At 42.4% G+C, this 14,117-nt stretch carries 11 protein-coding genes; all 11 read left to right on the plus strand.

Annotated elements, in window-relative coordinates; translation table 11 throughout:
• The first annotated feature begins 51 nt into the window (after positions 1 to 51).
• The 11 genes from ACHCNF_RS16870 to ACHCNF_RS16920 all read left to right on the plus strand — a co-directional run bounded on the left by ACHCNF_RS16870 (position 52) and on the right by ACHCNF_RS16920 (position 14,115).
• Positions 52 to 1,761, plus strand: a complete 1,710-nt coding sequence (locus ACHCNF_RS16870; RefSeq protein WP_408072624.1) for a CE1 family esterase — start codon at positions 52 to 54, stop codon at positions 1,759 to 1,761.
• A 30-nt stretch (positions 1,762 to 1,791) separates the two neighbouring features.
• Complete coding sequence (locus ACHCNF_RS16875) at positions 1,792 to 2,679, plus strand: carbohydrate ABC transporter permease (protein WP_408072625.1); 888 nt, start codon at positions 1,792 to 1,794, stop codon at positions 2,677 to 2,679.
• On the plus strand, positions 2,676 to 3,551 hold the full coding sequence (locus ACHCNF_RS16880; protein WP_408072626.1) for a carbohydrate ABC transporter permease: 876 nt from the start codon (positions 2,676 to 2,678) through the stop codon (positions 3,549 to 3,551). Before ACHCNF_RS16875 ends, ACHCNF_RS16880 begins: the two co-directional genes overlap by 4 nt.
• Before the next feature lie 65 nt (positions 3,552 to 3,616).
• Complete coding sequence (locus tag ACHCNF_RS16885) at positions 3,617 to 4,984, plus strand: extracellular solute-binding protein (RefSeq protein WP_408072627.1); 1,368 nt, start codon at positions 3,617 to 3,619, stop codon at positions 4,982 to 4,984.
• 189 nt (positions 4,985 to 5,173) lie between these two features.
• Positions 5,174 to 7,510, plus strand: coding sequence for an alpha/beta hydrolase-fold protein (locus tag ACHCNF_RS16890; protein ID WP_408072628.1), 2,337 nt, complete (start codon positions 5,174 to 5,176; stop codon positions 7,508 to 7,510).
• A gap of 18 nt (positions 7,511 to 7,528) precedes the next feature.
• Complete coding sequence (locus ACHCNF_RS16895; protein WP_408072629.1) at positions 7,529 to 9,088, plus strand: carboxylesterase family protein; 1,560 nt, start codon at positions 7,529 to 7,531, stop codon at positions 9,086 to 9,088.
• 28 nt (positions 9,089 to 9,116) lie between these two features.
• Positions 9,117 to 10,148: a LacI family DNA-binding transcriptional regulator gene (locus ACHCNF_RS16900; RefSeq protein ID WP_408072630.1), complete on the plus strand. Its 1,032-nt coding sequence runs from the start codon at positions 9,117 to 9,119 to the stop codon at positions 10,146 to 10,148.
• Positions 10,149 to 10,172: 24 nt separating this feature from the next.
• Entirely contained in the window at positions 10,173 to 11,549 is a 1,377-nt protein-coding gene (locus tag ACHCNF_RS16905; protein WP_408072631.1) for an MATE family efflux transporter, read from the plus strand.
• 223 nt (positions 11,550 to 11,772) lie between these two features.
• Positions 11,773 to 12,453, plus strand: coding sequence for an ABC transporter ATP-binding protein (locus ACHCNF_RS16910; protein WP_408072632.1), 681 nt, complete (start codon positions 11,773 to 11,775; stop codon positions 12,451 to 12,453).
• Positions 12,454 to 12,455: 2 nt separating this feature from the next.
• Positions 12,456 to 13,211: a hypothetical protein gene (locus ACHCNF_RS16915; RefSeq protein ID WP_408072633.1), complete on the plus strand. Its 756-nt coding sequence runs from the start codon at positions 12,456 to 12,458 to the stop codon at positions 13,209 to 13,211.
• A gap of 4 nt (positions 13,212 to 13,215) precedes the next feature.
• Positions 13,216 to 14,115 (plus strand): hypothetical protein, encoded by a 900-nt coding sequence (locus ACHCNF_RS16920; protein ID WP_408072634.1) that lies wholly within the window; start codon positions 13,216 to 13,218, stop codon positions 14,113 to 14,115.
• Positions 14,116 to 14,117: the final 2 nt, after the last annotated feature.

Raw genomic sequence — 14,117 nt, forward strand, 5'->3', positions numbered from 1 at the left:
TAACATAAAATTATAAAAAGCTAAAACGAAATAGCAAAATAGGGAGGGGATATGGGGTTACTATTTAAACAAGTCAAAAGTGCAGGCAGAGGCATGTATCTCTACTATCCGGATGCGGAGAGACACAACCCCTACCTGACAAGTATGATCACTGTTATCAGGGGAGACGACAGTGAAGCGTCTGTAAAAAATCTTTTATCACAAGGTCTTGAAAGTCTTTCAGAAGAAAAAAGAATAGTATTGGCATTTCCGAACCCCGGGAAAAGGGGATGGAACAGTAGATTTGAGGTGGATGCTGAGGATGATACCGAGGTATTGGACAAGCTTTTAAGTGAAGCCATAAAAGAGGATGATGATCCTCTTAAAACAAACGAGATTGGAATTCCGCTTCTGTCTGAGATGCTCAGGCAATGGCATCTGATGAATTCTTACAGATATGTCATAGGTGTCGGAGAAGGTGCTGATATGGCATTGTCCTATGCGGCCACTAAGCCTGAATGCATAGCAGGGCTCCTTACATTTGGAGGTGAGATTTCAAGAGAAGCTCTTGCCAAAGCAAAATATGGCGCTGTTACGGCAGTACTTTCAGGAGCCTCAGAGAGAGCAGTGTCATATTTCATAAAAGCATGTGGATGTACAGAGGTGATTCCCGGAGAGAGGGTAGAGACTTATTTAAATCCCACTAACAAGGCAAGCTATGTGGTAAAAGCTCCTGCGTGCAGCTTTTCAAAGGAGATAATCTATAAGGTCTACGAGGAAACATTCTCCAGGGTAAGAAAAATAAATACCGGAGATGTTGGGGATATGGACACAATTACTGACCTTACAGGGGATGAGTTTAAATGGGCTATTGATGATGAGTCCCTTGGAGAGAAACATACCTGGCTTATGCATATACCTGATGATCTTCCGGAAGGGAAGAAGGTTCCCATGATTTTATTCTGCCACGGAGGCTCCGATAATCCGACAGAAGCCGCAAATATGGCGAGGTTACATGAGCTTGGTAAAAAAGAGCACTTCATCACGGTATATCCCTGGGGATCAAATACAGCAAGCTGGGCTGTGGGATACGGAAGCGATGATAAAAACGATAAGTCCGAGGACGAAATATTCCTGGTTAAGTTGATCGATAAGATGATTGCCGAGTATCCGGTGGATCCGGAACGGGTTTATATGTCAGGATTTTCAAATGGCGCAGCCATAGCTCAGGTTATAGCGATGCTATATCCGGAGAAAATTGCAGGACTTATGCATATCGATTCCAACTGGCCCGGAAACAGGTGGAAGCCTGTGGAGCTTGACATAAATGATATTACTCCCATGAGAAGGGCACTTGAGCAGAAGAAGGACTGGATGAGAATGCCTGTGTGGTATACCTATGGAACACGAGAAGCCTCCTGCCCTGTGTTTAAGGGGTGTACTCAGCAGTATCAGTACGATTTCTGGAAAAAGTTCAACAACATTAAGGTTGAAGACACACCGCCTGTTGGGACGGACAAACCCTGTGAGAGTGGTGTTTCCGGGGAAAAGGTAGAAGAGATAAGACCAAATGGCAATAAACTTGAGCAGTTTTACACGGTAAACAGGTTCTACACACAAGATCCGGAGCCCGAAAATTATTACAACTACTGTCTGATGCATGATAAAGGACATGAAGTTGCTCCACTTGATGCGACACTTGGCTGGAATTATGTAAAGCAGTTCAAGAGAAATCCCGATGGCACTGTGGGGCTTGTTATAGCAGATCAAAAAACTAAATAAATGTAATGGGTAACAAATTGGGGGTTACACATGGAAAAGATGAGAAATTACTGGAAAAAGCCGGAGCATATCGCTTATTTGTTCATTGCACCGGCGGTTGGTCTTCTTTTTATATTCAGGATATTACCTACGGCGTTTTCATTTGTCTGCGGCATGTTTGATATTGACATGTTCCTGAACGGTAAAGGCTTTGTGGGACTGGATAATTTCAGAGAGATGTTTAGTGATGATTATTTCTGGAATGCACTTAAGGTGACAATTAAGTTTACGCTTATTGAAGTTCCGATTCAGATGCTTGTAGGCCTTGTTCTTGCAGCGCTTCTTACCAGGAATACAAAGTTCAACAAGATGATGCGCGCCGTTTACTTTGCACCGATCGTATGCTCAGCAACAGTTGTAGCAATCATGTGGAAAATGTTCCTTCACTCAAACATCGGCATCATGACTTATTGGCTTGAGCGCATTGGGATCAAAGGAATTAACTTTCTGAATTCACCGAAATATACATTTTTTGTGCTTGTATTTATGTCTGTCTGGAGAAGCTTTGGTATGTCCACTGTAATTCTTCTCTCGGCGATGCAGGGTGTTTCGAGAGATATGTACGAAGCAGCTGAAATAGATGGCTGTTCCGATGCCAGAGCATTTATCTCAATCACATTGCCGCTTATAAAAGATACCTTTGGTTTTGTTTTTATGACAAGGCTGATTGGCTCTTTACAGGTATTTGATCTGGTGTTTACAACCACCAGCGGAGGTCCTGCAAGAACTACCGAAACACTGGTTTATTACACTTACACAAAAGCATTTTCAAATAACAGAATGGGGTATGGCGCAGCGGTGTCAATGGCTCTTTTTGCTATAATCCTTGTGCTTACCATATTCTGCTATAGGGGATTCTTCTCGGAGGAAAAGGAATGAGTACGGAAGCTATAGAATTAGAATTTGAAAATCAGGGTCATAAAGTCAGATACAGCAATAGAATTGTGGGAGATGCATTTGTCGGCCTGGTGCTGGTTCTAATAGCCCTTCTGATACTCATACCGGTCATATGGATGCTGTTGTGTGCATTCAGACCGGAAAGTGAGCTTATGAAGTATCCGCCGAAATTTTTTCCGGAGTCCTTTACGATTGAAAACTTTTCCAATCTTCTTCAGAGATTGCAGATTTTAACGTATCTTAAAAATTCAATAATCTATTGCATTTTTACTACAGTACCGCAGCTTTTCATTAATTCACTTGCAGGATATGCCTTTGCAAGATATCAGTTCAAAGGCAAAAACGTGATATTTATCGCGGTTCTTGCAACTATGATGATTCCCTTTCAGGTGATCATGGTTCCGTTGTTTTTGGAAGTTGTAAAGCTTGGAATGTATGACAATTATGCGGGACTGCTTATTCCCAACTGGGGTGTTGCAATATGCATTTTCATGACAAGAGCAGCTTATGCGGCACTTCCGAAGGAGCTTGAGGAAGCGGCAAGAATGGACGGTTTGTCAGAGTTTGGAATTTACTGGAAGATTATGACACCTCTGATCATGCCTACACTCATGACCAATCTGGTGCTTGGAATAAACGGTGCATGGAATGATCTGTTATGGCCACTGCTTATGACATCCACACCGTCAATGAGAACACTGGCCAATGGTATCGCGCTTTTCCTGGAGACAAGTCTTCAGTACGGAACGGCGTTTGCGGGAGCATTTATTTCAGTTATACCTATGATGATCCTTTACATATTCGGACAGCAGTACTTTGTTGAAGGTACAGCTACAAGCGGATTAAAAGGATGATTTTGTTGATCGTGAACTAAAACGAAATAGCATGTGGCTGTTTCGCAAAAAATAGGAGGGTGAAGATGATGAAAAAGAAAGGTATAGCACTATTGTTAACAGCATGTATGACGCTTTCGCTGGCAGCATGCGGGGCTTCGGCCAAGACGGAAACAAACTCGGATGCGAAGGATACCGCATCTGCTTCGGGGAGCACAGAATCAGCTGAAGCATCTGAGGAATCTAAACCGATCACAATTCAGTTTTGGAATGGATGGACAGGCTCAGACGGGCAGGTTCTGATTGAACTTGTTGATAAATTTAATAAAGAAAATAAATGGGGTATTACCATAGAAATGGATTCAACCTCGGATTTTAGAGATAAGATTACGCCTGCAATGGCTGCGAATAAGGTTCCGGCACTTATTCTTGGGTCATGCTCAGAGAAGTATCTTTATGAAGGTGAGATCAGAAACCTTGATAATATATGGAGTGATACGGGTATGAAGGAAGCAGATTTTATGACATCATACCTTGATTCACTTAAGACGGAGGATGGTCTTTACGGCATTCCTTTCCAGATTTCAAATTACGTTGTGTATTGGAATAAAGACCTGTTTGAAAAGGCAGGCCTTGACCCTGAAGCTCCGCCAACAACCTATGATCAGTGGACAGAATACGCAGAGAAGATCACTGATGCGGACAACCATATCTACGGATCAGGACTTTCTTACACAAACTATGGTGCTGTAGCTTGCCTTATGCAGATGTTTGGCGGTGAGCAGATTACCAAGGAAAATGACAAATGGACAGCGCATTTTAAGGATAATCAGGGCTACAAGGATTTCATCAAGTGGTTTAATTATCAGTTTGATGCAGGGTATAATCCGGTTGAAGGCGACATCGTATCAATGTTCATCGCAGGGCAGGTTGGCATGTATGTTGACGGCCCCTGGGTTCTTGCAGATGTTCATAAGTACAATATGAACTATGGAGTTACTACTCTTATCGAGACACCTGAGGGAGGAAAACAGGCACCTGCTAATACACAGTGTTTCTTTGTGACACAGGACTGCACAGATGAAGAAGCTCTTGCAGCAGAGAGATTCATCTCATGGTGGCACTATGGTAATGGGGATATTGATGTTAAGGATACAGCAGTTTATGCATGGTCAGACAGAATAGGTTATCCTACTTATTTCATTCCTGTAGCAGAATGCGAAGAATATAAGAACAATTCGGACATGAATGCGATCACAATCAATGATCCTGAGTATTGTATGGATTCAATTGCTCCCGGTGAATTCAGATATTGGTCAGAGATTCTTACAGGACCTGTTATAGATTTGATCAATAACCTGACATTCTATAAGGATAAGGATTCATCTGAGCTTCTTGATAAGTGCCAGGAAGCAGCAGATACAATTATCAATGAGAAATATGGATACAAATAATATCTTGTCCATAATAGTTGTTTGCAGTGATAGATAACAAACTTGCAAATATGCGATTTAGCAAAGGGTGCGCTCCTTCTTATTAAGGTGTTGCACAGGGGGAAGAAGGAGACAGCCACTCCTTCTTCCCCTTTTAAAAGAAAAACTATATATGTAAATTATTTAGACATAATAAAAGGGGACATAAAAATGACAAACGTAAAAGACAAAGTATGGAAAAATCTTGCTCTTAAGGCTTATCCCGGATCTTACAACAGATTAAATATGAATGTTGAATCAGATGGAACCGTTGAGAGTCTTCACTATGTTGATAGAAAGCCCGGAACAATTGTTTATGAGGATGGGACCGCAGAATTTAATTTCTATGCTCCAAATGCCAAAACAGTTGAGGTGTGTGGCAAATCAGGAACATTGCCCTCAGATCACATCAGCCTTACCAAGGGTGAGGACGGATGGTTTAGCACCAGAACGGGGATTCCTGCAGGTTTTCACTATCTTGACTGGTTTGTGGACGGAGTCTTGTGTGCAAATCCTGACGGAATGATCTGTTACGGATGCTTCGGAAATATCGGATTCATAGATGTTCCGGAGGATGGAGAGGACTTCTGGCTTCGCAAGGATGTACCTCACGGAACGATTCATTTTGATATGTATAAATCAGGAGAAAATTCCAGAGTAAAAACTGCGGTAGTCTATACACCTCCGGGATATGAGGAGAATTATTCAAAATCCTATCCTGTATTATACCTTCAGCATGGTGTAGGAGAGTCCGAGGTCAGCTGGCTTTGGAATGGAAAACAGAATTATATACTGGACAATCTCATAGCAAAGAAGGCTTGCAGAGAGATGATAGTAGTCATGAATGCAGGCTACAGCTTCAGACCGGATGAAGAAGTGATTTTTTATCCCGGTGATTTTGACTCTGAGCTTGTTCTTGACTGCATGCCCTTTATTGAGAAAAAGTATCGTGTCCTCAAGGGAAGAAATAATACAGCTGTAGCAGGTCTGTCTCTTGGCTCTGCCCAGGCTGCTTTATCTGCTGTAAAGCATCCGGATCTATTTGGATATTTTGGTGTATTTTCAGGCGGATTCTCAGACGTACTTGGTGAAATAGAGAAGCCTCAGCATCAATATGGCCAGATTTATATTACATCCGGTAAATTCGAGAATATGCTGGAGCTTAATACTTCGATCGGAGAAAAGTTCAAAAACTCAGGCAGCAAAGTCTGCGTCAAAGAGTATCAGGGATTTCACGAATGGGAGCCCTGGAGAAGAAGTCTTCATGATTTTTGTATGGACATTTTCAAGGAAGAAAACCTTCCTATTTATCCTTCAACCTTAAAGAAGGACAGAAAAGCACCATCACCTGTTGTTGCAAAGAATAAGGACTATCCTTTTACAGGCAGAAATCAGGCTATGGAGACTAATATATATTTTCAGGATCCGCTGAACATAACGATCATTCATCCTGTTGACGAGAATGGAAGACCGGCGGGCAAATATGAACCCATTCCAAAAGGAATTGAAGTTACGGGAAAGGGCACAATTGAGCTGAATTATCATACAGCTGCGGATGCGAAAATTGAGGCTGAGTTTAACGGCAACAGATATGAGCTGAAAAGGAGCGGTAGCGAATATTACTCCTGCAAAGTAGATGGCGTTGAAGGCGGTTACTATTACATCAGATTTTTTGTTAACGGTACTCATGTGATAAATCCCGACGCGAATGTGGGTTATGGCGCATTTGTTAATGAGAACTTCTTCGAGATGGAGGATGAGACTTTTGACGACTATATCTTAAAAGATGTGCCCCATGGCACGATCCACCTGCAGTCATATCGTTCGGGTGTATGTGGGTGTGAGAAGCCGCTATATGTTTATACTCCCGCAGGATATGAGAACTCGCATGAAAAATATCCTGTAATATATCTTCAGCATGGCGGCGGAGAAAATGAGACAGGCTGGATTTGGCAGGGCAAGGTCAACAACATTTTGGATAACATGATAGCTGATGGAAGGGCAAAGAAATGCATTGTTGTCATGGCACAGGGCTATTCATTCTACCCTGACGGCTCATCGGATCCTGCTATAGGCTCCTTCTCAGACGAGATGGTTAATGATATCGTTAAGTTTGTTGATAAGAACTACAGAACCCTTGCTGATAGGCAAAACAGAGCAATATCCGGACTTTCCATGGGAGGCTTCCAGACACAGTATATTGCTTTTCATCACCCGGATATTTTTGCAAACGCAGGTATTTTCTCTGCATTTTTCAAGATAAATGATGCGAAGGATGACTACAGGGATGTTCTCTTTGATAAGAACAAATTCAATGATACCTACAGGTACATGTTCCTTGGTATAGGAGAGCAGGACTATCGCATGTATGATACTGATGTTGAAAACATGAAGCTCCTTCACGAAACCTATGGGCTTCCCATTGAGTTTTACCATGTTCCGGGAATACACGACTGGACATTCTGGAGAAAAGCCATGGTTAAGTTCCTTGAAGGAGTATTTCACTAAAAAACCGTTGGAGGAGAGATGGTAAAAAAATTTCGCTATGAAATGGATTATCCGCTTGTTGATACAACCTGCGGAATAGTCCATGGCTACGAATATGATGATGTGATTTATTTTAAGGGAATACCCTATGCAAGGGCTGAGAGGTTTGAGGACCCAAAAGCTGTGACCTGGGATGGTGTGCTTGAGGCCACAGCCTATGGGTATGCATGTCCCACTATCGAAGAGCCTTCGCTTGATAACAGTCTTGATTTTGCAAGGCGACAGGAGCTCAAGGATGAAGCCTGTCAGAACTTAAATATCTGGACGCCGGGGCTCGATGATGAGAAAAGGCCGGTTCTTGTGTGGCTTCACGGAGGCGGGATGAGCTTTGGCTCTTCCAGTGAAGATGGGCTTTGTGAGGGTGACAACATGTGCCGCTATGGCAAGGTTGTAGTAGTTTCCTTAAATCATAGGCTTAATCTTCTGGGATTTTGCGATCTCTCCGATTTTGGTGAAAAGTACAAAAACTCCGGGAATCAGGGACTGGTCGACATAGTTTTTGCTCTTAGATGGATTAAAGACAATATAAGTAAATTTGGAGGAAATCCGGATAATGTAATGCTCTTTGGACAATCAGGTGGAGGAATGAAGGTTACAGCGCTCCTTCAGACACCTGAAGCCGATGGGCTTTACCACAAGGGGCTCATTATGTCAGGGGTTCAGGGAGGTGCTATGTGCGACTGCACAGGCTCCGGCAAAAAAATGGGAGAAATACTCATGGAAGAGACCGGATGCAGTAGCATAGAGGAATTGGCAAAGGCTCCTGTTAAGGAATTTTTGAGGGCCGGAAAAATTGTTCGCAAAAAACTTAAGTTTTTGGGGTATAATGCTGGAGAGATGCCTTTCTATAGCAACTACTACAAGGGGGATCCTCTTATTCATCCGTTCCGATCAGAAACAGCACATATTCCACTATTGGTTGGCAGTACTTTTGGTGAATTTAATGCACCATTTTCATATGGTATTAGCAAGCACAAAATGACTGACAGGGAAATGGAAGATATGATTAAGGACACCCTTGGTGAGGATCTTTATTCTCGTGCTGCGTTGCTGTTTAAGGAGGCTTATCCTGAGAGGCCGCTTGTCGATCTTCTCTCAATGGATTATATGTTTAGAAGTTATATCCGGTCGTACATGAAGAGGCGGACAAAACTAAATGGCTGTACGTGGGAATATATTTTTAATCTGGATATGCCTATGCTTGGCGGAGTATCGCCGCTTCACGGAAATGACCTTGGGTTTGTATTTAATACCACAGACAGAGCTCCGGCGTTGCAGGAGCCGGGGGTAACCGAGAAGGTTCAAAAAGAGATTTTTGACACTGTAATGGCATTTGCTAAAACAGGTAATCCCAACAATGGCAGCATTCCCAAGTGGGATCCTTCAAAGCCCGAAGATTTTAAAACATTAGTGTTTGGCAGGGAAACTACGATTCGCAACAATTTTGATGCGAGATTAAATGACTGCATGGCAGGAGAACTTCTGGATAAACAGGTGAAGTTTATGTACGATTCTGTATCGGGCAGAGCCGGCGATTGAAGCCATCAATGTGAAAGGAAAAAGTTACGTGAAAAAGGACAATTCAAAGATCAAACAGATAGCAGATTCACTGGGATTATCCGTTGCCACAGTTTCTGTTGTATTAAACGGAAGGGGCGACACTGTAAGAATTTCCAAGAAAACTCAGAAAAAGGTCTGGGATGAGGCAAAAAAGTTTAACTACACTCCCAATATTTATGCTAGGCGTCTTCGAACCGGAATTGGCTCGGAAAACACTTATGTTATCGCGGCGTTTTGGAACGTTACATACTATCTTAATGAGATGTTGGCTGCCCTTACGAGAGCGGTAATGGATCAGGAAGAAGAGCGCGGCATCAACATAGAGTTGGTTGTTGTGCCCTATACAGGGGGGATGATATCTGAAGAAGCAGATAAGATAAGTGCCAACAGATATTCAGGAATCCTTGTCTTTGGACCATCCGGCAACGATACGGAATTTTTTAAGGATAATGAGTTCAATATTCCCGTTATTTTTTGTAATCGCCGGATTGATGGCTATAATAGCGTGATAATTGATGATTTTCTTGCGGGAGAGATTTGTGCCACCCATTTTCATGACAGAGGTATTAAGACTGCAGGAATTCTGGGAGTTGATCCCGATAACTCAGCTGCTACCCATAGATGCCAGGGCTTTTTGGAAAAGGCAAAGGAACTTGGTATTTCCGTGAAAAAATCCTGGATCGTAAATGATAACAGCAGGAATACATCCAGTGGTTACACCAGCATGAACAGAATGTTGGACAGCAGTACTTTTCCTGAAGGATTGTTTGTAATGTATGATACCGTGATAGTAGGCGTTCTACGGGCGCTTAAGGAACATGGTTTAAAATCCCCGGATGATATGGAGATTGTTACCTATGGAGACAATGTAGTGCTTCATTATCTGTCACCTACCATAACAACCATAAGAGTTCCTACCTCACAGATGGTTGATGCCATGCTTGGCCTTTTGATCAATGTCCTTGAGGGGAAAGAAAATGACACAATAATTAAGGAGGATCCCTCAATGGTTTACCGCGAGAGCTCACCCGCGCCATAAGTTAGAGAGATAAAGATTTTATCTATGAGTTTTTCAAATAGTAAGTATAAAAAATATATAGGAAATGCTGATCTATACAGAAAAGTATCGTTCATTGCGCTGCCCATAGCGCTTCAGAACCTGATTCAGATTGGCGTAAACATGATGGATACAGTAATGCTGGGTACCCTTGGAGAGACTGCACTGTCTGCTTCTGCACTGGCTAACCAGTTCATTACTGTTTACCATATCTGTTGTATGGGCATCGGAATGGGAGCTTCTGTCCTTGTTTCCAGGTTCTGGGGAATGAAGGACATGAAATCTCTCAAGAAAACCGTAACAATAATGCTCAGGCTGTGCCTTGGATTTGCGCTTGTTTTTGCAGTGCTTACGGCGCTTTTTCCGGGACAGATAATGAGAATCTATACCCCTGAGCAGGATGTCATAAGGGAGGGAATAAACTACTTTTTTTGGTCAGTTCCAACATATTTCTTACTGGGACTGTCCCTGGACTGTACGCTGGTTATACGAAGCATGGGTAGAGCGGTGGTTCCGCTTGTATGCTCAGTTCTCGGATTTATGTCTAATCTGTTTTTTAATTATGTATTTATTTTTGGTAAATTCGGAGCACCTCGAATGGAGGTTGCCGGAGCGGCTCTTGGAACATTAATTGCAAGAATAATTGAATTTTCCATGATTGGCGGATATTTCTTCTTTATTGAAAAAAGGCTCGCATACAGGATCAAGGATATCTTTATGAAGTGCGATGACCTGGTTAGGGAGTATCTGGTTATCAGTATTCCTGTCGTTATAAGCGATGGCCTTATGGCACTTGGAAACAGCGCTGTGGCTATGATCATGGGAAGAATCGGAACAGCCTTTGTCTCTGCTAACTCAATAACAACTGTTACACAGCAGCTTACTACCGTGCTCACTCAGGGTGTCGCCCAGGCTGGATGCATAGTGACAGGGCATACCCTTGGCCAGGGAGACAGGGAAAAGGCTCAGTACGACGGTTATGCTTTTGCCATTTTTGGACTGGTAATGGGAGCGATAGCAGGCTTGATCGTATTCCTCATAAGCGGCCCGGTAGTCAACATGTATAACATTACAGATGATACCAAAAATATAGCAATGCAGCTTATGAGCTCCATCGCTATAATAATTGTTTTCCAGTCCACCAACTCAATCCTTGCAAAAGGTGTTCTCAGAGGCGGTGGTGACACCAGATTCCTTATGGTGGCAGACGTATTATTTTTGTGGATTGCGTCTGTGCCGCTGGGGATTCTTGCAGGACTAATCTGGCACCTGCCAGCATTCTGGGTATATTTCTTCATAAAAATCGATCAGATAATAAAGTGTGTATGGTGCATTCTTCGCCTACGAAGCGGAAAATGGATCAAGGCCATAAAAGGTGCATAAAAACTAAGAAACGGAGAAGTTCAAATTATTGGACTTCTTCTTTTTTTGCAGACTCCACCTGTTTTAATGTTAAGCCGAGCGCAGACGAAAGGGGCTCGCAGGGGAGGTGTATGTGGGAAGTCTTTATACAATTAACTGCAATCTTTAGGAAATCTTTAGGTTGGCTTTAAGGAGACTTTTATTTGCCCTGCTACTATATGGACTGTAAGGAGGAGCGAGGCACATGAGCGACATATTGGTTCTTAAAAACGTAGAGAAAAAGTATAAGGAAATGACAGCAGTAAAAGACCTGTCACTTAATGTTAAAAAGGGAGAAGTATTTGCACTTCTTGGGGCAAACGGGGCAGGCAAAACCACTACAATTAAAATGATTCTGGGACTTGCTAAGGCAAGCTCAGGGAATATAGAAATTGAAAGCGGAGCAAAGATAGGATATTCACCCGAAACACCATATTTTCCGGAATATCTTACGGCTATGGAAGTTATGAAATACTACGCCGGAATAGAGGGGGACAAATCAAGAAAGGACACCTCATATTTACAGGGACTTCTGGAGCTTACGGGATTATCTGATACCAAAATCAAGGTAAAGAACTACTCAAAAGGTATGATCCAGAGACTGGCACTTGCCCAGGCACTTATATCGGATCCGGACATATTGATACTTGATGAACCTACAGCAGGTCTTGATGCACTTGGAAGAAAGCACAATCTTGAGCTTTTGAAAAGGCTTAAGGCAGAGGGGAAAACAGTTATTATCAACTCACATATATTGCACGATATAGAGGCTGTCTGTGACAGGGGCGTAATCATGAAAAAGGGAAAAGTGATCGACACCTGGACTAAAAACGAAAGCGAAGAGAGTCTTGAAGATAAATTTGTAAGACTTGTTGGGGAGGAATGATCATGGAAATCGTACTTAATGTAATAAGAGAGAAGATACGTAAAAAAATGTTATATATAACAACAGCACTTGGAATAATCGTTGTTGCTGTTTTTTCAACAGACATGGGATCACTCACTGTGGGAGGTAAAAGCATAACGGATTACCATGTGCTTCTTCCGATTCTTATAAGTGTTCTCAATTTCCTAAACGGTGCCATAGCTCTTGCAATCTCTTGCTCAACAATCCCGCTTGAGTATGAGAGAAGAACAAGCCATCTGATATGGTCAAGAGGAATCAGCCAGAGCAGATATCATATGTGTCTTGCGGCAGGAAACATAGTGGTTTCCTGGATTTCAGGAATCATTCTTTACGCAACACTCGGAGTATTCGCTGTAGTAAACGGATATTCAGGTGTCCTTGGAAGAATAGCGGTTGCAACACTTTTTATGATGCTCTACTCAGCTTGTGTCTGCATGTTGACATCGGCTCTTTCAATCAGAATACCCACACTTTTTACAGGTACTATAATGGTTATCATATTGGTCTTTGGAGCATTTAGAAACAGTCTCAAGCTGTTGACTGCGACATTTACAGGAATCGGTGGAACACTGATAAAAAGGGCGGTAATGCTTGTCCCTGACCTTGCAGGTATCAGCACACAGGCAGGAAATCTGGTTCAGGAAAAGCCGATAAATGTACATGTGATAATAATGGGACTTTTTATGATATGGATCGCAGGACTTTTGGTGATGATCTTAAGAAGAGAGGAAGCATAAGGTGATGAAAAGAGCAGGATTTGTAATATATATGTTGGTTGGAGCGGCGCTTTTGGCTTCAGGATTTGCTACAACAGAGAGAGGATTCAAGGAAAATGACAGAGAGATACTCTACAAGGTAGCTGATGACTACGAAGATATTGGCGACATGGGATTTAAGGGCTTTTGTCCCTTGGACTATAAAGTGGCATTTTCAGATTCCGAGCAGGACATTGTTGTTAACTATAACGGCGGTGAATGCGATTATACCAAGAGAGATGCTGTTTATGGCGGTGTTGTCGGCAGCATATATCAGGACGGCGATGAGTTTGAGGTGGTTGTTCCCGAATATGATATCTGGATAACTATCGAAAAACTGAATAACGCGCCTCTTTCAGCTGTTATCTGGCATGAGAGCTTCCATGCATATCAGAACTCACACCATGATTTATATGAAAAGATCTCGCCGGATACACTGTCAGAAACTGAGCTTGCAGGTATTGTGGATTCCAATGACGAGGCAAAGAGACTGTTTACGAAGGAACTGGAGATATTAAGTCGCGTAATTGGTGACGAAAACAGTAGCGATATAAACGAAATTGCGATAGAATATTCCAAAATAGCTAAGGAGAGAAGGGGACTTCTTAGTGACCAGGTAATAAACTCAGAGGATTATTATACAATGATGGAAGGTTCCGCATACTATGTGGAATCACAGGCTGTAAGACTAGAGAACGGCGAACAGACGTATAAAAAACAATACCTTGATACTGCATCAAAATATGTAGAAGGAGATGCGAAATACTATCGCCTGGGAATGCTTGAATGTATGTTGCTGGATAAGCTGGATAAGGAGTGGAAAGCTTCCTACAGCTTTGACAGAACACTTGACGAAGTAATAGAAGAATATGCATTTGGAGAGTAGGT

This window comes from Butyrivibrio sp. NATIVEDY162 (assembly GCF_045999815.1).
In the GTDB taxonomy this organism is placed as follows: domain Bacteria; phylum Bacillota; class Clostridia; order Lachnospirales; family Lachnospiraceae; genus Butyrivibrio.

Coding starts and splice junctions, on each gene's coding strand:
- ACHCNF_RS16910 (WP_408072632.1), top strand. CDS start 11,773: ATGAGCGACATATTGGTTCTTAAAAACGTAGAGAAAAAGTATAAGGAA.
- ACHCNF_RS16885 (WP_408072627.1), top strand. CDS start 3,617: ATGATGAAAAAGAAAGGTATAGCACTATTGTTAACAGCATGTATGACG.
- ACHCNF_RS16915 (WP_408072633.1), top strand. CDS start 12,456: ATGGAAATCGTACTTAATGTAATAAGAGAGAAGATACGTAAAAAAATG.
- ACHCNF_RS16920 (WP_408072634.1), top strand. CDS start 13,216: ATGAAAAGAGCAGGATTTGTAATATATATGTTGGTTGGAGCGGCGCTT.
- ACHCNF_RS16875 (WP_408072625.1), top strand. CDS start 1,792: ATGGAAAAGATGAGAAATTACTGGAAAAAGCCGGAGCATATCGCTTAT.
- ACHCNF_RS16890 (WP_408072628.1), top strand. CDS start 5,174: ATGACAAACGTAAAAGACAAAGTATGGAAAAATCTTGCTCTTAAGGCT.
- ACHCNF_RS16870 (WP_408072624.1), top strand. CDS start 52: ATGGGGTTACTATTTAAACAAGTCAAAAGTGCAGGCAGAGGCATGTAT.
- ACHCNF_RS16880 (WP_408072626.1), top strand. CDS start 2,676: ATGAGTACGGAAGCTATAGAATTAGAATTTGAAAATCAGGGTCATAAA.
- ACHCNF_RS16895 (WP_408072629.1), top strand. CDS start 7,529: ATGGTAAAAAAATTTCGCTATGAAATGGATTATCCGCTTGTTGATACA.
- ACHCNF_RS16905 (WP_408072631.1), top strand. CDS start 10,173: ATGAGTTTTTCAAATAGTAAGTATAAAAAATATATAGGAAATGCTGAT.